At 66.4% G+C, this 18,589-nt stretch carries 18 protein-coding genes; 15 read left to right on the forward strand and 3 right to left on the reverse strand.

Annotated elements, in window-relative coordinates; genetic code table 11:
- The 9 genes from murI (at nucleotide 1) to AC2FLM_RS21815 (ending at nucleotide 8,651) form a co-directional block, all read left to right on the forward strand.
- Nucleotides 1-810 carry a glutamate racemase gene (gene murI, locus AC2FLM_RS21775; RefSeq protein ID WP_234218150.1) on the forward strand — a complete coding sequence of 270 codons (810 nt, stop codon included), beginning with the start codon at nucleotides 1-3 and terminating at the stop codon, nucleotides 808-810.
- A 90-nt stretch (nucleotides 811-900) separates the two neighbouring features.
- Entirely contained in the window at nucleotides 901-1,929 is a 1,029-nt protein-coding gene (argC, locus tag AC2FLM_RS21780) for an N-acetyl-gamma-glutamyl-phosphate reductase (protein WP_496859928.1), read from the forward strand.
- A 7-nt stretch (nucleotides 1,930-1,936) separates the two neighbouring features.
- A complete protein-coding gene (ccmE, locus tag AC2FLM_RS21785; protein WP_011047610.1) occupies nucleotides 1,937-2,380 on the forward strand; it encodes a cytochrome c maturation protein CcmE in 444 nt (147 codons plus the stop codon).
- A gap of 145 nt (nucleotides 2,381-2,525) precedes the next feature.
- Entirely contained in the window at nucleotides 2,526-3,137 is a 612-nt protein-coding gene (locus tag AC2FLM_RS21790) for a holin-associated N-acetylmuramidase (protein WP_496859929.1), read from the forward strand.
- The gene (locus AC2FLM_RS21795) at nucleotides 3,128-3,706 is read left to right on the forward strand and encodes a holin family protein (protein WP_496859930.1); all 579 of its coding nucleotides are present in this window, start codon (nucleotides 3,128-3,130) and stop codon (nucleotides 3,704-3,706) included. The genes AC2FLM_RS21790 and AC2FLM_RS21795 overlap by 10 nt, the downstream gene beginning before the upstream one ends.
- Before the next feature lie 75 nt (nucleotides 3,707-3,781).
- Nucleotides 3,782-5,746, forward strand: a complete 1,965-nt coding sequence (locus tag AC2FLM_RS21800) for a heme lyase CcmF/NrfE family subunit (RefSeq protein ID WP_496859931.1) — start codon at nucleotides 3,782-3,784, stop codon at nucleotides 5,744-5,746.
- Nucleotides 5,743-6,195: a cytochrome c-type biogenesis protein gene (locus AC2FLM_RS21805; protein WP_234218145.1), complete on the forward strand. Its 453-nt coding sequence runs from the start codon at nucleotides 5,743-5,745 to the stop codon at nucleotides 6,193-6,195. The genes AC2FLM_RS21800 and AC2FLM_RS21805 overlap by 4 nt, the downstream gene beginning before the upstream one ends.
- A gap of 76 nt (nucleotides 6,196-6,271) precedes the next feature.
- Nucleotides 6,272-7,048, forward strand: a complete 777-nt coding sequence (locus AC2FLM_RS21810) for an enoyl-CoA hydratase-related protein (RefSeq protein WP_496859932.1) — start codon at nucleotides 6,272-6,274, stop codon at nucleotides 7,046-7,048.
- 49 nt (nucleotides 7,049-7,097) lie between these two features.
- A complete protein-coding gene (locus AC2FLM_RS21815) occupies nucleotides 7,098-8,651 on the forward strand; it encodes a trypsin-like peptidase domain-containing protein (protein ID WP_496859933.1) in 1,554 nt (517 codons plus the stop codon).
- Between the two features lie 9 nt (nucleotides 8,652-8,660).
- On the opposite strand, the gene bmt is transcribed toward AC2FLM_RS21815, so the two are convergent.
- From bmt to AC2FLM_RS21830, 3 genes are all read right to left on the reverse strand, one after another.
- The gene (gene bmt, locus AC2FLM_RS21820) at nucleotides 8,661-9,680 is read right to left on the reverse strand and encodes a betaine--homocysteine S-methyltransferase (RefSeq protein WP_496859934.1); all 1,020 of its coding nucleotides are present in this window, start codon (nucleotides 9,678-9,680) and stop codon (nucleotides 8,661-8,663) included.
- Nucleotides 9,681-9,740: 60 nt separating this feature from the next.
- Nucleotides 9,741-11,597, reverse strand: a complete 1,857-nt coding sequence (locus AC2FLM_RS21825; protein ID WP_496859935.1) for a phosphatidylglycerol lysyltransferase domain-containing protein — start codon at nucleotides 11,595-11,597, stop codon at nucleotides 9,741-9,743.
- Nucleotides 11,598-11,716: 119 nt separating this feature from the next.
- Nucleotides 11,717-12,034: a DUF1476 domain-containing protein gene (locus AC2FLM_RS21830; protein WP_234144042.1), complete on the reverse strand. Its 318-nt coding sequence runs from the start codon at nucleotides 12,032-12,034 to the stop codon at nucleotides 11,717-11,719.
- A 159-nt stretch (nucleotides 12,035-12,193) separates the two neighbouring features.
- Between AC2FLM_RS21830 and purC the strand changes: the two genes are divergently transcribed.
- From purC to AC2FLM_RS21860, 6 genes are all read left to right on the forward strand, one after another.
- Nucleotides 12,194-12,949: a phosphoribosylaminoimidazolesuccinocarboxamide synthase gene (gene purC, locus AC2FLM_RS21835; RefSeq protein WP_234136584.1), complete on the forward strand. Its 756-nt coding sequence runs from the start codon at nucleotides 12,194-12,196 to the stop codon at nucleotides 12,947-12,949.
- A gap of 150 nt (nucleotides 12,950-13,099) precedes the next feature.
- On the forward strand, nucleotides 13,100-13,330 hold the full coding sequence (gene purS, locus AC2FLM_RS21840; RefSeq protein ID WP_234136585.1) for a phosphoribosylformylglycinamidine synthase subunit PurS: 231 nt from the start codon (nucleotides 13,100-13,102) through the stop codon (nucleotides 13,328-13,330).
- A gap of 3 nt (nucleotides 13,331-13,333) precedes the next feature.
- The gene (locus AC2FLM_RS21845; protein ID WP_496859936.1) at nucleotides 13,334-14,377 is read left to right on the forward strand and encodes a zinc-dependent alcohol dehydrogenase family protein; all 1,044 of its coding nucleotides are present in this window, start codon (nucleotides 13,334-13,336) and stop codon (nucleotides 14,375-14,377) included.
- A gap of 12 nt (nucleotides 14,378-14,389) precedes the next feature.
- The gene (gene purQ, locus AC2FLM_RS21850; protein WP_234169001.1) at nucleotides 14,390-15,058 is read left to right on the forward strand and encodes a phosphoribosylformylglycinamidine synthase subunit PurQ; all 669 of its coding nucleotides are present in this window, start codon (nucleotides 14,390-14,392) and stop codon (nucleotides 15,056-15,058) included.
- Between the two features lie 36 nt (nucleotides 15,059-15,094).
- Nucleotides 15,095-16,864, forward strand: a complete 1,770-nt coding sequence (locus AC2FLM_RS21855) for a sensor histidine kinase (RefSeq protein WP_234144050.1) — start codon at nucleotides 15,095-15,097, stop codon at nucleotides 16,862-16,864.
- A 14-nt stretch (nucleotides 16,865-16,878) separates the two neighbouring features.
- The gene (locus AC2FLM_RS21860; RefSeq protein WP_496859976.1) at nucleotides 16,879-18,213 is read left to right on the forward strand and encodes a sigma-54-dependent transcriptional regulator; all 1,335 of its coding nucleotides are present in this window, start codon (nucleotides 16,879-16,881) and stop codon (nucleotides 18,211-18,213) included.
- Nucleotides 18,214-18,589 lie beyond the last annotated feature (376 nt).

The following is an 18,589-nucleotide window of genomic DNA, read 5'->3' on the forward strand; positions in this document are numbered from 1 at the left end:
ATGGCAGTAGGGATATTCGATTCGGGCCTGGGTGGCCTGACCGTACTGGAAGCCGCGCAGAAACGGTTGCCGGAGGTAGAGTTCCTCTACTATGCCGACAGCGCCCATGCGCCTTATGGGGTGCGCACGCCCGAGGATATCTTTCAGCTGACGCGCGCGGCGGTGCATGATCTGTGGAACCGGGGCTGTGACCTGGTGATCCTGGCCTGCAACACCGCCAGCGCCGCCGCGCTGCGCCGGATGCAGGAAGAGGGCGTGCCGCCGGGCAAACGGGTACTTGGCGTCTTTGTGCCGTTGATCGAGGCGCTGACCGAGCGGCAATGGGGCGACAACAGCCCCCCGCGCGAGGTCGAGGTCAAGAACGTCGCCCTGTTCGCCACGCCCGCCACCGTGGCCAGCCGTGCGTTCCAGCGCGAACTGGCCTTTCGCGCCATCGGTGTGGATGTCGAGGCGCAGGCTTGCGGCGGGGTGGTCGATGCCATCGAAGAGGGCGACCTGATCCTGGCCGAGGCATTGGTGCGCAGCCATGTGGACGCGCTGAAACGCAAGATGCCCTATCCGCAGGCGGCCATTCTGGGCTGTACCCATTATCCGCTGATGGAGCCGATCTTTCAGGACGCGCTGGGCCCCGATGTGCGGGTGTTCAGCCAGGGCAATCTGGTGGCCGAGAGCCTGGCCGATTACCTGGAGCGTCACCCGAACATGCGCGGCAGCGGCGCGGCGGGGTATCTCACCACCGGCAAGCCCGCTACCGTCAGCAATCGCGCGACCCAGTTCCTGCGACGACAGATCACCTTTGCCGCCGCCTGACTTAGGTCAAGGCACGCGCTGCCTCACCATCCTATGCCCCATGCGGGGCGGTCGCGATGCGACGAAACCACAGTTGAGAAGAGGTCTGACATGACCCACAAGATCGCAATTCTGGGTGCCAGCGGTTACACCGGGGCCGAACTGATCCGGCTGATCGCCGAACACCCGAACATGGAAATCGTCGCCCTGTCGGGCGAGCGCAAGGCCGGGCAGAGCATGGCCGAGGTGTTCCCGCATCTGCGCCATCTGGACCTGCCGGTGCTGTGCAAGATCGACGAGATCGACTTTGCCGGGGTCGACCTGTGCTTTTGTGCCTTGCCGCACAAGACCAGCCAGGAGGTGATCCGCGCCCTGCCTTCAACGCTCAGGATCGTCGATCTGAGCGCCGATTTCCGGCTGCGCGATCCCGAGGCCTATCGCAAATGGTATGGCAATGAACATGTGGCGCTGGAGCAGCAGGCCGAGGCGGTTTACGGCCTGACCGAGTTCTACCGCGACCAGATTCGCACCGCGCGGCTGGTGGCCGGAACCGGCTGCAACGCGGCCACCGGGCAATATGTGCTGCGGCCGCTGATCGCCGCCGGTGTCATCGACCTGGACGAGATCATCCTCGACCTGAAATGCGCGGTGTCCGGCGCCGGGCGCAGCCTGAAGGAAAACCTGCTGCATGCCGAGCTGAGCGAAGGCTATAACGCCTATGCGGTGGGCGGCACCCACCGGCATCTGGGTGAGTTCGATCAGGAATTCTCGGCGCTGGCCGGGCGTCCGGTGCAGGTGCAGTTCACCCCGCATCTGATCCCCGCCAACCGGGGCATCCTGGCCACCGCCTATGTGCGCGGCGATGCACAAACCGTGTTTGAGACGCTGGCCGCGGCCTATGCGGACGAACCGTTCCTGCATGTGCTGCCCTTTGGCGAGACACCCTCGACCCATCATGTGCGCGGCTCGAACCATTGCCATATCGGGGTGACGGGCGACCGTATCGCGGGCCGAGCCATCGTGATCGCGGCGCTGGATAACCTGACAAAAGGTAGCAGTGGCCAGGCCTTGCAGAACGCAAACCTGATGTTAGGTGAAACAGAGACCACCGGGCTGACCATGGCCCCACTATTCCCGTGAGGACGAGATGAAATCGCTGAAGAAACAACGACGTATCCAGGTGATCATACTGGCGACTGTCGCTCTGGTTCTGGCGACGGGGCTGATCGGCTATGCCATGCGCGACGGCATCAACTTCTTCCGGGCGCCGAGCGACATCATCGCTGAACCGCCGCAGCCCAGCGAGACCTTTCGCATCGGCGGGCTGGTCGAGGATGGCACCCTCGTGCGGGGTCAGGGCGAGACCGTGCGCTTTTCAGTGACAGATGGCGGCGCCAGCGTGCCGGTTGTGTTTACCGGCGTGCTGCCTGATCTCTTTGCCGAGAACCAGGGCATGATCGGAACCGGGCGTTACGTGAATGGCGTCTTTGAAGCTTCTGAAATCCTTGCCAAACATGACGAGACCTATATGCCGAAAGAGGTCATGGACGCGCTCAAGGAGCAGGGCGTCTATCAGGCGCCCGAGAGCTGACACCAAAAACTGAAAAGGCGCCTTGGGCGGGAGTATTTGAAGCGGACTGAAGATAGGGGCGTTGCGCAAGCGGCGCCCTTTGCACTTACCGGGGTTTAACTCTTTTTCGGCCTCATCAGGGCGGTTCTGATGGAGGTCGAGACCAATGCAGACGGTACGACAGATCGCCCTGGAGATCGTGGCCCGAGAGGGCGGGTTCGTGAACGATCCCGACGATCCGGGCGGGGCGACCAATTTCGGGGTGACGATCCACACGATGCGGCGGCTGGGGCTGGATGTGACCGGCGATGGCGCCGTGGATGTGGCCGATGTGCGGGCGCTGAGCCGGGAGCAGGCGGTCGAGATATTCCTGACCCATTATTTTGCCCGCCCGCGGATCGGCGAGATGCCCGAGGCGGTACAGGCCTCGCTCTTTGACATGTATGTCAACGCGGGCGGCAACGCGGTGAAAATCCTGCAACAGCTGCTGCGCGACATGGGCTATGAGGTGTCGGTGGATGGCGCGATCGGGCCGCAAACCCTGCGCGCGGCGCAGGATGCGGCGGTGCCGCGCCCCGAGGCGCTGCGCGATGCCTATGGGGTGGCGCGGCGGAACTATTATTTCCGCCTGGCCGACCAGCGCCCGGCCAGCCGCAAATACGCCCGCACCCGCGCCGGCGGCAAGGGCGGCTGGATCAAGCGGGCCGAGGAATTCATGGCGCCCGAATACCATCTGAGCGAGGCGGAGTTTCAGCGGAGGGTTTCGGCATGGGGCTGATCGGCGATCTGCTGGGGATGCTGTTTGGTGGCGGCCGCAACGCGGTGCGCGAAACGGTCGAGGTGTTCCGCGAGAATGCCGAGGCCGGAGCGGCACGCGCGACGCAGGTACAGATGGGGGCGCTGGACCAGTTCGCGGCGGAATTCGCGCAGCGCCGGCGCGGCGGGTTCGACCGGTTCATGGACGGGCTGAACCGGCTGCCGCGTCCGGCGCTGGCGCTGGGGACGCTGGGCCTGTTCATTGCGGCGATGGCCGATCCGATCTGGTTCGGGGAACGCATGCAGGGGCTGGCGCTGGTGCCCGAACCGCTGTGGTGGCTGTTGGGCGTCATCGTGTCGTTCTATTTCGGTGCTCGCCACCAGGCCAAGACGCAGGATTTCCAGCGCGATCTGGCCGCCACCATGGCGCGCGTGCCGCAGGCGGTCGAGAACATCCGCGCGCTGCGCGCCCTGCGCCATGACAGCCCCGGCGCGGCCGATGCCGGGCCTGATACGCGCCTGGCGCTGGCGGCGGCAACCCCCGAGGAAAACCCCGCGCTGGAGGAGTGGCGCCGCCTGAAACGGGCCTGACGGCGCGACACTATGCGCCGCCGATCCCGGCGAAAGGGATTGGCGGTGCCGGGGCCGGGGTCTATATCTCGGGTCATGATTACGGAACTCGGTCACTTCGCCCTCATCCTCGCCTTCATGGTCGCCATCGTGCAGATGGTCGTGCCCATGATCGGAGCCCATAAACGCTGGCCCGGCTGGATGGCGCTGGCCGAACCGGCGGCGGGGGCGCAGTTCCTGCTGACCGCCTTTGCCTTTGCCGCGCTGGTCTGGGCCTTTGTGACCTCGGATTTCTCGCTGCGGCTGGTGGTGCTGAACAGCCATTCGGCCAAACCGATGCTGTACAAGATCAGCGGCACATGGGGCAATCACGAGGGATCCATGCTGCTCTGGGTGCTGATCGTCACCCTGTTCGGCGCCATGGCGGCCTGGTTTGGCGGCGGGCTGCCGCCGACGCTCAAGGCCCGCGTGCTGGCGGTGCAATCGGCGATCGCCGTGGCGTTCTTTGCCTTCATCCTGTTCACCTCGAACCCGTTTCTGCGCCTTGCGGTGCCGCCCTTTGACGGGCAGGATCTGAACCCGCTGCTGCAGGATCCGGGTCTCGCCTTTCATCCGCCCTTCCTGTATCTCGGCTATGTCGGCCTAAGCATGGCGTTTTCCTTTGCCGTTGCCGCCCTGATCGAGGGGCGCGTCGATGCCGCCTGGGGCCGCTGGGTGCGCCCCTGGACGCTGGCGGCGTGGATTTTCCTGACCATCGGGATCGCGCTGGGATCGTGGTGGGCCTATTACGAGCTGGGCTGGGGCGGCTTCTGGTTCTGGGACCCGGTTGAAAACGCCAGCTTCATGCCCTGGCTGCTGGCCGCCGCTTTGCTGCATTCGGCCATCGTGGTGGAAAAGCGCGAGGCGCTGAAAAGCTGGACCATCCTGCTGGCGATCCTTGCCTTCGGCTTTTCGCTGATCGGCACCTTCATCGTGCGTTCGGGCTTGCTGACCAGCGTCCATGCCTTTGCCAACGACCCCGAGCGCGGCGTGTTCATCCTGATCATTCTGGGCCTCTTTACCGGCGGCGCGCTGACACTGTTCGCCGCGCGCGCGCAGGCGATGGAGGCCAAGGGCGTCTTTTCCATGGTCAGTCGCGAAAGCGCGCTGGTGCTCAACAATATCCTGCTGGCGGTGTCTGCCTTTGTGGTGTTCTTTGGCACGCTCTGGCCGATCCTGGCCGAGATGTTCTTTGACCGCAAACTCTCGGTCGGGGCGCCGTTCTTCAACGCGGCCTTCACCCCGTTCATGGTGGCACTGGGTGTGGTTTTGCCGCTGGGTGCGATGCTGCCCTGGAAACGCGGCAAGCTGGGCCGGGTGGCGCATAGCCTGCGCTATGCCTTTGTGCTGGCGCTGGCGCTGGCGATCCTGGTCTGGGTGATGCAGACCGGGCGCAGCGCGCTGGGACCGGTGGGCCTGTTCCTGGGGGCGTGGATCACCTTCGGCGCCATCGTCGATCTGTGGAGCCGCACCGGGCGCGGCGGCAGCGTGGCGCGGCTGTTCCGTCTGCCGCGCGCCGACTGGGGCAAGGCGGTGGCCCATTCTGGTCTGGGTGTTACCATGTTCGCCATTGCCGGGTTGATGGCCTGGGAGGTCGAGGATATCCGCGTTGCGCGCATCGGCGAACCATTCGAGGTGGGCGGGTTTACCCTGACGCTCGACGGGGTCGAGCGGGTACAGGGACCCAACTATATCTCGACCATGGGCAATGTCCGGCTGGAAAAGGCGGGCCGCGCCATCGACACGCTGCACCCCGAAAAGCGCGACTATCCGGTCGCCCGCATGCCCACCACCGAGGCGGCGATCGACTATCGCATTCTGCGCGATGTCTATGTGGTGATCGGCGACCGTCAGGATGACGGCGGCTGGACCATGCGGACCTATATCAAGCCCTTTGCCAACTGGATCTGGGGCGGCTGTATCCTGATGGCGCTTGGCGGCGCGCTGAGCCTCAGCGACCGGCGCTTCCGGGTGGCGGCAGGCGCGCGCAAGGCGCCGACCGGCGGGGTGCCTGCGGAATGAAACGCCTGATCCTGATCCTGTCGCTGATCGCGGCGCCGCTCTGGGCGGTGCAGCCTGACGAGGTGCTGGATGATCCCGTGCTCGAATCCCGCGCGCGGGACCTGAGCGAGGGGCTGCGCTGTCTTGTCTGCCGCAACGAGAGCATCGACGAATCCAATGCCGAGCTGGCCCGCGACCTGCGCCTGCTGTTGCGCGAACGGCTGGTGGCGGGAGACAGCGACGAACAGGCGGTGGCCTATATCGTCGACCGCTACGGCGAATATGTGCTGCTGAAACCCACGACCACGGGGGCCAACTGGCTGTTGTGGCTGGCCGGTCCCCTGATGCTGCTGGCGGCGGCGGGTATGGGCTGGGGTTTTGTGCGCGGGCGGGCGGCGGCGACCCCCGCCACAGAGGCCGCTCTGAGTGCCGACGAGCAGGAGCGTCTGCGCCGTATTCTGGAAGAGTGACGCGCGGTTTCGCTTTCCCAGCACGTCAACTTGCGCCAGTTTGCGGCGCAACAGCATCCAACCGGGGGCCTCTCGCATGCAATACGACACCATCTCTCTGGAGATCGCCGACGGTCTGGCGGTTCTGACCCTGAACCGCCCCGACAAGATGAACGCGCTGACCAGCCGGATGCGGGCCGAGATCACCCATGCCATGAAATCCGCTGCCCGCGAGGCGCGCGCCATCGTGCTGACCGGTGCGGGGCGGGCCTTTTGCACCGGTCAGGATCTGGGCGATGCGGGCAGTTCCGGCAAGATCGACCTGGAACGCACCCTGCGCGACGAATACAACCCCATGCTTGAGGCGATCTATGATTGCCCGGTGCCCACCATCGCGGCGGTCAATGGCCCGGCGGCGGGGGCAGGGGCCAATCTCGCGCTCTGTGCCGATGTGGTGATCGCAACCGAAAGTGCCTATTTCCTGCAGGCCTTTGCCCGCATCGGCCTGATGCCCGATGCCGGCGGCACCTGGTTCCTGCCGCGCCAGATGGGCCTGGCCAAGGCGATGGGCGCGGCCCTGTTCGCCGACAAGATCGACGCCCGCCAGGCCGAGGCCTGGGGTATGATCTGGGAGGCGGTACCCGACGCCGAATTCGACGCCCATTGGCGCAAGCGCGCCGCCTATCTGGCCAATGGTCCCACCGCAGCCTTCGCCAATATCAAGAAGGCGATCCGGGGTACTTACGGCACCGCGCTGCCCGATCAACTGGCGACCGAGGCGCATTTGCAGGGCGAATGTGGCCGCAGCCGCGATTTTCAGGAGGGCGTCGTCGCCTTCATGGAGAAGCGCGCCGCCAAGTTTGAAGGTCGGTGAACGAAGGCTGGATTGACAACCGACCATGTAGGCTGGGCATCATGGCGACATGAGCGTGCCCAGCCATACCCCCGACGCGGCCGTCCTGGAACACCTGACCGGGCGCAACCGGGGGCTCTATTCCTGGATCACTTCGGATCGGGTCGAGCTGCTGCTTGACCGCGACGGGTGGCTGCGGGTGCTGGCACCGGGAGACGTCGGTATCCCCGGAGAGTTGATCGCGCGGGTGCGACGGCAAGAGGGGGTCTATCATCTTATCACCGCGCCGGGCGCCCGGGTCTGGGTCAATCGTCAGCCGGTCGAGGCCGCTGACCTGTCCCATGGCGATGTGATCGAGTTCGGAGAGCAGGGGCCGCTGTCGCGCCTGCGCATCTATGACGAGCGCCGCCGCCCGCATCCCTCCCTGGCCGAGATGTTGGGGGACGCGCTCAGTTATCTGCGTACCAGCCGACGCCCGCTGTTGGCGCGTCTGCCGCGCGCGGCGGGGATGTTCCTGGCCCGGCTCCTGGGCAACGGGGCCTTGCTGTTTCGCGGGCTGGTCCTGCTTGGCCTCGTTGCCCTGGCGGTGCTGGCGATCTGGCAGATCCGCGCCGACCGCGCCCTGCGCGCGCAATATGAAAGCGGTCGCTTTCAGGTCGAGGCGCTGGCCTCGGCCCTGGCCGAGGCGCGGCGCGAGGCGATCCGGCCCGGTGATCTGGACGCGCTCCAGGACGAGATCGGCCTCCGCCTGCAACTGAATGCCGAGCGGCTCGACACGCTCGAGGAGCGCTCGGGCGCCGGGACCCGGGTGATTTCGACCGCCGCCGGGTCGGTGGCCTTTATCCAGGGCGGTTATGGGTTGCGTCACCGCGACAGCGGCCGGATGCTGCGCCATGTGCTGGACAGGTCAGGCAACCGGCTGATGCTGCCGAACGGGCAACCGATGCTCTCGCTCGACGGCGACGGGCCGGTCGCCGAGGTGCAATATACCGGTACCGGTTTTGTGCTGGCCGAGACCGGGCTGATCGCCACCAACCGTCATGTTGCCGTCCCGTGGGAGAAATCCGCCGCCATGGGCTTTGGCGGTGACACGATGGAGCCGGTTTTTACCCGCTTCATCGCCTATTTCCCCACGCGGTCCGATCCGATCGACCTGGAGGTGCGGGGCCTGAGCGACAGTGCCGATCTGGCGCTGGTGGCGCCCGTCGCGCCGGTCGATTTGCCGCCGGGCCTGCCGCTGGCCGAGGTGGCGCCGCCGCCGGGGCTCGAAGTGCTGGTGATGGGCTATCCGACCGGGCTGATGTCGATGCTGGCGCGTTCGGGCACCGGGTTCGTCGAGGACTTGCGCAGCGCCGGTGTCACCGGGTTCTGGGAGGTGGCGGCGCGGCTGGCGGGCGAGGGACTGATCTGGCCGCTGGCCAGCCGGGGCATCGTAGGGCAGATGACCCCGGCGCTGGTGACCTATGATGCCGAAACCACCCATGGCGGCAGCGGTGGGCCGGTGCTGAACCTGCGCGGTCAGGTGGTGGCGGTGAATACCGCCATCCTGCCGGATTTCGGCGGCTCGAACCTTGGTGTGCCGGTGGCGCGTCTGCGGGCGCTGCTGAGCGCGCCCACAGACTAGGCGTCAGGCTCAGGCGCGGCGGCGGCGGCCACCGCGCGCGCGCCGCTCGGGCCCGGTATCGTCGCCGGTGCCGTCCGAGGCCGAGGTGAAGGGGCCGATCTTGTCCACGATCTCCTCCAGCGTCGGGCGCGCACCGCGCGGGGTGCCGTCCAGCGCCGCACGCATCGCGGTCAGATGCGCGGGCATGGTGCCGCAGCAACCGCCGATGATCTTGGCGCCGGCGTCGCGGGCCATGGTGGCATAGACGCCCATCAGTTCGGGCGTGCCGTCGTAATGGATGTGACCATCGACATATTTCGGGATGCCGGCATTGCCCTTGGAGATGATCGGGCGTTCAGTGCCCTGGGCGACAAAGCCCAGCACCGTGCGCAGGATGTCCGAGGCGCCGGTGCCGCAATTGGCGCCAAAGGCCAGCGGCGGGTTGGGCAGCGTCTCGACCAGCTGCGCCATATCGGCCGAGGTGACGCCCATCATGGTGCGTCCGGCAGTGTCGAAGCTCATGGTGCCGCACCAGGGCATGCCGGCCAGCGCAAAGGCCTCGGCGGCGGCGCGAAACTCTTCGGGGGCGCTGATCGTTTCCAGCCACAGCACGTCGACGCCGCCCTCTTTCAGGCCCTCGGCCTGCTCGTGGAACATCTCGACCGCGGCGGCATGGCTGAGCGCGCCCACCGGTTCCATGATCTCGCCGGTGGGGCCGACCGAGCCCGCGACGATCACCTTGCGCCCGGCGCGGTCGGCGACCTCGCGGCCCAGCTCGGCGCCGACGCGGTTCAGCTCGCGCACGCGGCCCTGGGCGTCGTGCAGTTTCAGCCGCGCGGCGGTGCCGCCAAAAGTGTTGGTCAGGAACAGGTCGCTGCCCGCATCGACCGAACCTTGGTACAGCGCGCGGATCTTGTCGGGTTCATCGGTGTTCCACAGCTCGGGCGCATCGCCCGATTGCAGGCCCATGGCGAACAGGTTGGTGCCGGTGGCGCCATCGGCCAGCAGCACGTCATGGCTGGCCAGCATCTCGGCAAAAGCGTTGGTCATGGTCTTGCGACTCCCCGATTGCGCGGCGCCCGCGCGGGCCCGCCTTGACCGGCAGATGTGTCACGTTCCCGTGAGAGAGGCAAATTCAAACTCTTCATCATGATCATGAGCCGCCTGTGTGTGGCGCCCGGCCAGCGGTGGTGGCGCCTGGACATGGCGGGCCAGGTTGAGCGCCGCCACCGCCATCACGGTCCAGCCCGGGGCCGCCATGTAAAGCGGTTGCCAGCGGGGGGCGAAACTGTCCTTGAACCGGCGCAGACCGTCAAAGCGGCGACCCAATAGCCCGCATGGCACCGCCGCCAGCGACAGCCGGGGCACCCGTGCCGCGGCGGCGACGGTCAGCGCCTCGACCACCAGCGCATGCATGGTGCCCTCGGGTGCGTCGGGGCGGACCCGCATCAGGTCGAGGCACCATTCGTCCCGGCTGCGGTGAAAGCTGACGAACCCTTCGAGCCGGGGGCCGCGCCAGGCCAGGAATACCGCCTGCCGGGCCAGGTAACCGGGCGCGAAGCGGCCCATGGTCAGCCCCCATGCCCGTCCGTTCGCGCTTTGCCACAAGCTGTCGACCTCGGCCATCTGGGCCAGCGGGAGAGTACTGGGCCGATCGGTTCGCAGGCCCGTGCGCAGCGCATGGCGCAGCTTGCGCCGGATCTGGCGCCGCCCCGCGCCTTCGGTGGTAAAGGTCGCGGGCACCAGCGTCGCCTCGTCCGAGACATGCCGCACGCGCCAGCCCGCGCGCCGGGCCGAGACGGCGACCCGGGCCGAGCATTTGTAGACCAGCGCGCAGAGATTGCGCTGCGCCGCCCGGTGCGACAGCAGGGACAGGTCGGGATGGCGACCGCCACAGACCGGATCGAACAGCATGATCAGGCTCTGATCGGTCTCGACCACGGCCATGTCGGCAAACCCGCCGCTCAGCACATAGCCGCGCGATTGCGTCACCACGGCGGTTTCGGCGCGGGGGCGTGCGGGCGGGTGGTAATGCCCCAACCGTGACAGACGGCTCTGCCGCCCCAGCCGCAGGTCGGGCGGCGACAGCAGCAGCGGCACCGCCACCAGCGCCGGCAGGGCCACATAGATCAGCCGATAGGCCAGCACCGCCGCCATCAACTCGGCCTCGGGCAGAGCGGTTAGCAGTGACAGCAGCGTCAGTTCGAACGCGCCCAGTCCGCCCGGTGCCCCGGATAGAAGCCCCGCCGCCAATGCCAGCACATAGGCCGTGAGCAGCAAGGGCAGATCGGCCCAGGACAGGCCGGGCAGCAGCACCGCCAGCACCGGCGCCGCCGCCGCCAGGTCCAGCGCCGCCCAGCCCAGGATCGCCCCCAGCGCCCGCAGGCTGGGCAGGCGTAGCTCAAGCCGACCCAGCCGCAGCCGTGGCAGCAGGAACAGGACCACCCCGATCGGCAGCAGCAAGGCCAGCCCTGCCAGCCCCGTTTGCCGCAACCCCGGCAGCGGGGGCGCGATCAGGCACAGGATCGAGGCCCAGAAGGCCAGCGCCAGCAGAAAGGTGACCGCGACAAAGGCGGTCAGGCGCAACGCCAGCGCCGGGGTCAGATCACCGATCAGGCGCCACCGGGCAAATGCGCCGCTCAGCACGCCGCAGCCGCAGAACTGAGAAAACGCGATGGCGGCCATGCCGCAGAGCCGGGCCTGTTTCTGCGCCAGACCGGTGCGGAAATGCCGATGTGCCACCCCGTCATAGCGGCCCACCGCCCAGAAACTGACCGCAGCGGCCAGCAACGCCACCGCCAGCCGCCAGACGGGCAGGCCGGACAGGGCCTGGGTCACCGCGCCCGGCTCGATCGCCGCCAGACGCTCGACCAGCATCCACAACAGCCAAAGGGTGAGCGCAAGCGTGCCGCCAAGACGCAGCAGCAGACCGGTCAGGCGGGGGAACGAAGGGACGGGTCGATGCATGCGGGGTCCTTTGGCAATTGGCCAAAGACTAGCCGCGCATCCCTTTCCCAAAAGTAAACCCGCAAGCGAGCGCTTGCGGGTTCTCCATGCGATTGAAACCGCATCAGAAATTGAGCGGTTCAGCCCGCTTCGCCCATGATCTGCGCCTTGGCCTCGGGCAGCAGTTCTGCCATCTTGGCGCGCACCGTGTCGGCATCGGCCAGCCCGTCCAGATCGGCGGTGACCTTGCGCACTACGTCCTCGTGGCCAGCCTCTTCGAAATCGGCGATCACGACGGTCTTGGCATAGGCGGCGGCCTCGTCTCCGGTCTTGCCCATCAGGCCGGCAGCCCACAGGCCCAGCATCTTGTTGCAGCGGGCCTGTGCCTTGAACTGCATTTCCTCGTCATGGGCGAACTTGGCTTCAAACGCGTGTTCGCGATCGTCGAAGGTGGTCATGGGTTGCGTCCCCTCAGTGAATTATGCTCTGCTTCTGATATGCCGTTCGCGGGGGCGGACCGCAAGAGGCAGCGGTAACCTTGCGACACTGCGGCGCTTGCCGTATGAGAGCGCCATGACGGGGGACTCATTTCCCCGCCCCAGTCGGAAAGGTCGCAGATGGCGCGTCGCACCAAGATTTACGAAGGCAAGGCCAAGATCCTGTACGAAGGCCCGGAACCGGGCACCATCGTGCAGTATTTCAAGGATGACGCCACCGCCTTTAACGCCCAGAAAAAGGACGTGATCGAAGGCAAGGGGGTGCTGAACAACCGCCTGAGCGAGTATTTCATGACCGGTCTGGCCCAGATCGGCGTGCCGACCCATTTCATCCGCCGTCTCAACATGCGCGAACAACTGGTGCGCGCCTGCGAGATCGTGCCGCTGGAAGTGATCGTGCGCAACTTTGCCGCTGGCACCATGTCGAAACGGCTGGGCATCGAAGAGGGCACGCAACTACCGCGCCCGATCGTGGAATACTGCCTCAAGAATGACGAGCTGGGCGACCCGCTGGTGACCGAGGAGCATATCGCGGCCTTCGGCTGGGCCAGCCAGCAGGACATGGACGATATCCTGAGCCTGGCGCTGCGGGTGAACGATTACCTCTCGGGGCTGATGTATGGCGTCGGCATCAAGCTGATCGACTTCAAGATCGAGATCGGCCGGGTCTACGAGAACGACTATCCGCGCCTGATCATCGCCGACGAGATCAGCCCCGACAGCTGCCGTCTGTGGGATATCGCCACCGGGCAGAAGCTGGACAAGGACGTGTTCCGCCGCGACCTGGGCAGCCTGACCGATGCCTATTCCGAGGTGGCCCGCCGCCTGGGCGTGATCCCGAAAAGCCAGGTGACGAAACCGACGCTGATCAACTGAGATCGGGACGGCGCAGGAAATCGGGACATTGCGTCGGCGGATGGCGACCGCCGCGCGCAACAGATCGAAACAGCTATCCGGGCGCGCGACCGGCCCTGTGAGGGGTGGCGCTGCGCGGTCCGGCAGGAGCAGGATGAAGGACAAGGAAAGATGAAGGCACGCGTGCATGTGATGCTCAAGAACGGGGTACTCGATCCGCAGGGCGAGGCGGTGCGCCACGCGCTTGGCGCCATGGGCTTTGACAAGGTGACCGGTGTCCGCCAGGGCAAGGTGATCGACCTCGATCTGGTCGACGGCGCCACCGAGGCCGACGTGGCCGAGATGTGCGAAAAGCTGCTCGCCAACACGGTCATCGAACGCTACGAGATCGAGCTGGTCTGAGCCATGCGCGCCGCGCAGCTGACCGCCTGGCGCCAGCCACTGACGCTGGCGACCCTGCCGGACCCGACACCGGGGCCGGGAGAGGTGGTGCTGCGCGTGCTGGCCTGTGGGGTGTGCCGATCTGACTGGCATGCCTGGACCGGCTCCGACCCGGATGTGGTTCTGCCCATGGTGCCGGGCCACGAATTCTGTGGCGAGGTGGTGGCGCTGGGGGCCGGTGTCAGCCGCTGGCGGCCGGGCGACCGGGTGATCGCGCCCTTTATCCTGGCCTGCGGACGCTGCGGCGATTGCGCGGCCGGACATCAGACCATCTGCGCCAACCAGCAGGTGCCGGGCTTTACCCGCGATGGCGCCTTTGCCGAGCTGATCGCGGTGCCCTTTGCCGATACCAACCTGACCGCCTTGCCCGACAGCCTGCCGCCGCATGTGGCCGCGGGTCTTGGCTGCCGGGTCACCACCGCCTGGCAGGCGTTGGTGGGCCGGGCCGAGCTGCGACCGGGCGAATGGCTGGCGGTGTTTGGCGGCGGCGGCGTCGGATTGTCGGCGCTGCTTCTGGGCCGCGCGCTTGGCGCGCGCGTCGTCGTGGTCGATGTGGTCGAAGACAAACTGGCCCATGCCAAAAGCCTTGGCGCCGATGCGGTGGTCAACGCCGCCGAAACCGATGCGGCCGAGGCGGTGCGCGAGCTGACCGGCGGTGGCGCCCATGTCGCCATCGAGGCGCTGGGGATCGCTGCCACCATGACCGGCGCCATGCGGGCCCTGCGCAAGCTGGGCCGGCTGGTGATGATCGGCATGCCGGCCGGCGAGCATACGGCCATGACCCTGCCGATGGATGTGCTCTATTCCGGGCAACTGACCCTGCAAGGCACCCGCGGCATGCCCGCCTGGCGCTATCCCTCGCTTCTCTCTCTCATCGACGGCGGCCATGTGGACCTGTCGCCCTTGGTGACCCGCACCATCACCCTGTCCCAGGCAAGCGACGAGCTTGCCACCTTTGACCGTCCCGCCCCGCCGGGCGTGGCGGTGATCACCGATTTTGCTAGCTAGGAGGTCTCGCCCATGCGCGCAGCCGTTGTCGTCTTTCCCGGATCGAATTGCGACCGGGACCTGGCCGTGGCCTTTGAACAGGCCGGTTTCGATGTCTCGATGGTCTGGCACAAGGATGCCAGCCTGCCGCAGGGGATCGACATTGTCGGCATTCCCGGCGGCTTCAGCTATGGCGACTATCTGCGCTGCGGCGCCATTGCCGCACAATCGCCGATCTGCAAGGCGGTGGTCGAGCATACCGAGCGTGGCGGCTATGCCCTGGGCGTGTGCAACGGGTTCCAGGTGCTGACCGAAACCGGCATCCTGCCCGGCGCCCTGCTGCGCAATGCCGGTCTGAAATACATCTGCAAGACCGTTGAACTGAAGGTCGAGACCTCGAACAGCGTCTTTACCGAGGGCTACAATGCAGGCGACGTGATCGGTATCCCGATCGCCCATCACGACGGCAACTATTATGCCGATGACGAGACGCTGGCCGCGCTCAGGGCCGAGGACCGGATCGCCTTCACCTATACCGACAACCCCAATGGCGCGCGCGACGATATCGCCGGCATTCTCAGCGCCAACCGGCGGGTGCTGGGGATGATGCCGCATCCCGAACGGGCCGCCGATGCGGGCCATGGCGGCACGGATGGGGTGGCGCTCTTCCGCGCATTGGCGGGGGCGCTAACCCCGGCGTGACTTGAGCAACGCGCCCCGCGCGCGTAGCCTTACCTCATGAGTACCGCGCGCAAAGACCCCAAGGGACAGAACTGGATCCGCACCGGCCAGCTCAGCTGGCGGGTGCGGGCGGCGCTGGTGCTGCTGCTGCTGAGCGCGACCGCGACGGTCTGGGTCACCAACAGGCTGCTGACCGACCGCTTTACCGAAAGCACGCGGAACCGGGCCGAGCTGCGGCTGGCGCTCTATTCCGGCAACCTGCTCAGCGAACTCAGGCGCAACGCGATCGTGCCACAGCTGCTGGCGCGCGATCCGACGCTGATCGCGGCGCTGCAATCGAGCGATTTCTCGCAATCGACCCAGCGGCTGATCTCCTTTGTCGAGGAAATCGGCGCCGCCTCGCTGATGCTGCTCGACCGCGACGGGCGCACCGTCGCCGCGACCGACCGCAACCGGTTGGGCGAACAGCACCGCTCGGCCGCCTATTTCGTTGATCCGGTGCGATCCAATTCCACCGTGTTCTCGACCATCCAGCGCGAGGCGGGCGGCTACAGCTTTACCTATTCCCGCAGGTTGGAGGACAGTTCCGGCGTGCTGGGCGTGATCGTGGTCGAGGTCGATCTGCAAAAGTTCGAACGCGCCTGGTCGGGGATTTCGGACGCGGTGTTCGTCACCAATTCCGCGGGCACCATCATCCTGGCCACCGAGCCGCGCTGGCGCGGTCTGGCGCCGGCCCAGGCGTTGAGCCAGCAGACGCCAGAGAACGCCATCGAACGGGCGATCCGGGTGACCGCCGACTGGACCGCGCTGCCCGCTGACGCCTATCTGCGCGGCGAGGCGGTGATGCGGATGGACAGCCGCATTCCGTTCCGGGGCTGGCAGATGACCTCGTTCACCACCTATGCCTCGATCCGCGAGCGGGTGAACGGGGTTCTGGCGCTGGAGATCATGGGATTCGCGATTCTGCTGGCGCTCAGCTTCTATGCGTTGAGCCGCCGCACGGCGTTCCGCATGGCGCTGTTCCAGCGCGAGTCGGCGGAGCTTCGCGCGCTCAATGCCCGGCTGCAGCGGGAAATCGCCGAGCGTGAACGGGTGCAAAAGACTCTCGAAGTGGCCGAACAGACGCTGGCGCAAAGCTCGAAACTGGCCGCCCTGGGCGAGATGTCGGCCGCGGTCAGCCACGAGTTGAACCAGCCGCTGGCGGCGATGAAGACCTATCTGGCCGGCGCCCGCCTGCTGCTGCGCCGCAACCGCCCCGAAGAGGCGCTGTCGAGCTTTGGCCGCATCGACGACCTGATCGAACGGATGGGGGCGATCACCCGACAGCTGAAATCCTATGCCCGCAAGGGGCAAGAGGCGCTTTCGCCAATAAACATGGGTGATGCGCTGGCGGCCTCGCTGGCGATGATGGAACCGCAGCTACGTCAGCGGCAGGTGCAGATCACCCAGATCCTGCCGGATCGACCGGTCTTTGTGATGGGCGACCGGATGCGGATCGAACAGGTCATGGTCAACCTCTTGCGCAACGCGTTGGATGCCACCAAATCGGTGCGCGACCCCGAGGTCGAGATCATCCTGGCCGCGGGCGAGACCGCCACCCTGACGGTGCGCGACAATGGGCACGGGATCCGCGATTTCGAGAATATCTTTGAGCCGTTCTACACCACCAAACAACCCGGTGACGGGGTGGGTCTGGGCCTTGCAATCTCCTCGGGGATCGTCAACGACCTTGGCGGGCGCCTGACGGCGCGGAACGGGCAACATGGCGGTGCCGTTTTCGAGATGCAATTGCCGATCCTCGAAGACGGTCTGGAAGCCGCGGAATGAAGAGGGAATACCCTATGGCACAGGCGATGAAGATTGCGATTGTCGACGACGAACAGGACATGCGCCAGTCGATCAGCCAGTGGCTGGCCCTGTCGGGCTATGACACCGAGACCTTTGCCAGCGCCGAAGAGGCGCTGAAGGTTCTGGGGTCGGATTACCCCGGCATCGTCATCTCGGACATCAAGATGCCGGGCATGGATGGCATGCAGTTTCTGAAAAAGCTGATGGGGGCGGACAGTTCGCTGCCGGTGATCATGATCACCGGCCATGGCGACGTGCCGATGGCGGTCGAGGCGATGCGGGTCGGCGCCTTCGATTTTCTGGAAAAGCCGTTCAACCCCGACCGGATGTCCGATCTGGCCAAGCGTGCCAGCAATGCACGGAGGCTGACGCTGGACAACCGGGCGCTCCGGCGCGAGCTGAGCGATGGCAGCCAGATCATGAAAAAGCTGATCGGCACCAGCCCGGTCATGGAGCGGCTGCGCGAGGACATTCTGGACCTGGGCCAGGCCGACGGCCATGTGCTGATCGACGGCGAGACCGGCACCGGCAAGACCCTGGTGGCCCATGCGCTGCATGCGGTGGGCAGCCGGGCGGGCAAGAAATTCGTGCTGGTCTCGTGTTCGGCGCTGGAGGAAGAGGCGCTGGCCAAGCGGCTCTTTGGCCCGATGATCCCCGAGGATGCGCAATTGCCCGCCATCGAGGAGGCGCGCGGTGGCACGCTGGTGCTGGAGGATATCGAGTCGCTCAGCGATGCGCTTCAGGCCAAGCTGTTGTCGGTGATGAACCAGCAGGGGACGCCCGCGGAAACCCGGATCGTGGCCATTTCGAACCTGCAAGAGGCGGGCAAGACCAGCGAGGACGTGCTGCGCCCGGACCTGTTTTATCGTCTGGCCGCGCTGCGCCTGACCATGCCGCCGCTGCGCCAGCGGGGCGAGGATATCCTGACGCTGTTCACCCGGCTCAGCGAGCAATTCGCCGAGGAATATGGCTGTGACGCGCCGCAGGTCAGCGCGCAGGAGGCCGCGCAGCTGTTGCAGGCGCCCTGGCCCGGCAATGTGCGTCAGCTGATCAACATCGCCGAGCGCGCGGTGTTGCAGGCCCGGCGCGGTTCGGGCACCATCGCCTCTCTCCTGATGTCCGATCACGAGGACATGCAACCGGTGATGACCACCGAGGGCAAGCCGCTCAAGGAATATGTCGAGGCGTTCGAGCGGATGCTGATCGACAACACGATGCGGCGCCACAAGGGCTCGATCGCGGCGGTGATGGACGAGCTGTGCCTGCCGCGCCGGACCCTGAACGAGAAGATGGCGAAATACGGGCTTCAGCGCTCGGATTACCTCTGATCCAGCCCGGCGGCACCGGCTCTTGCAAGCGCGACCGGTGCCGCCGAGACATGGCTGGCCGAACCTGGGCCACCTCCAGCGACCGGAAGGCGTCGGCCGCGCCGCCGTCCGGGCGGAGTTTGGTGCGTTCGCGGGCCTGTCGAACCCTTGACCCTCGTGAACATGCACTTTGCCCATTGTCTTTTCCACAGCACTGCTTTTATTGTGACAGAACGGGGCGGCCCCAAGGGTTCCTTGCTCCCGCACCCAATAGAGTTTCGCTGCTCTGCCCCCGCTGGCACAGATCCCGGAGACAAAGCAGACCGATTGGCCCCTGACCGGGGCAATACAATGCCTTCGCCCGCTTGCCGGGTGACAGGAATAAATGGGCAGGCCC

This window comes from Ruegeria sp. SAZD011 (assembly GCF_059612545.1).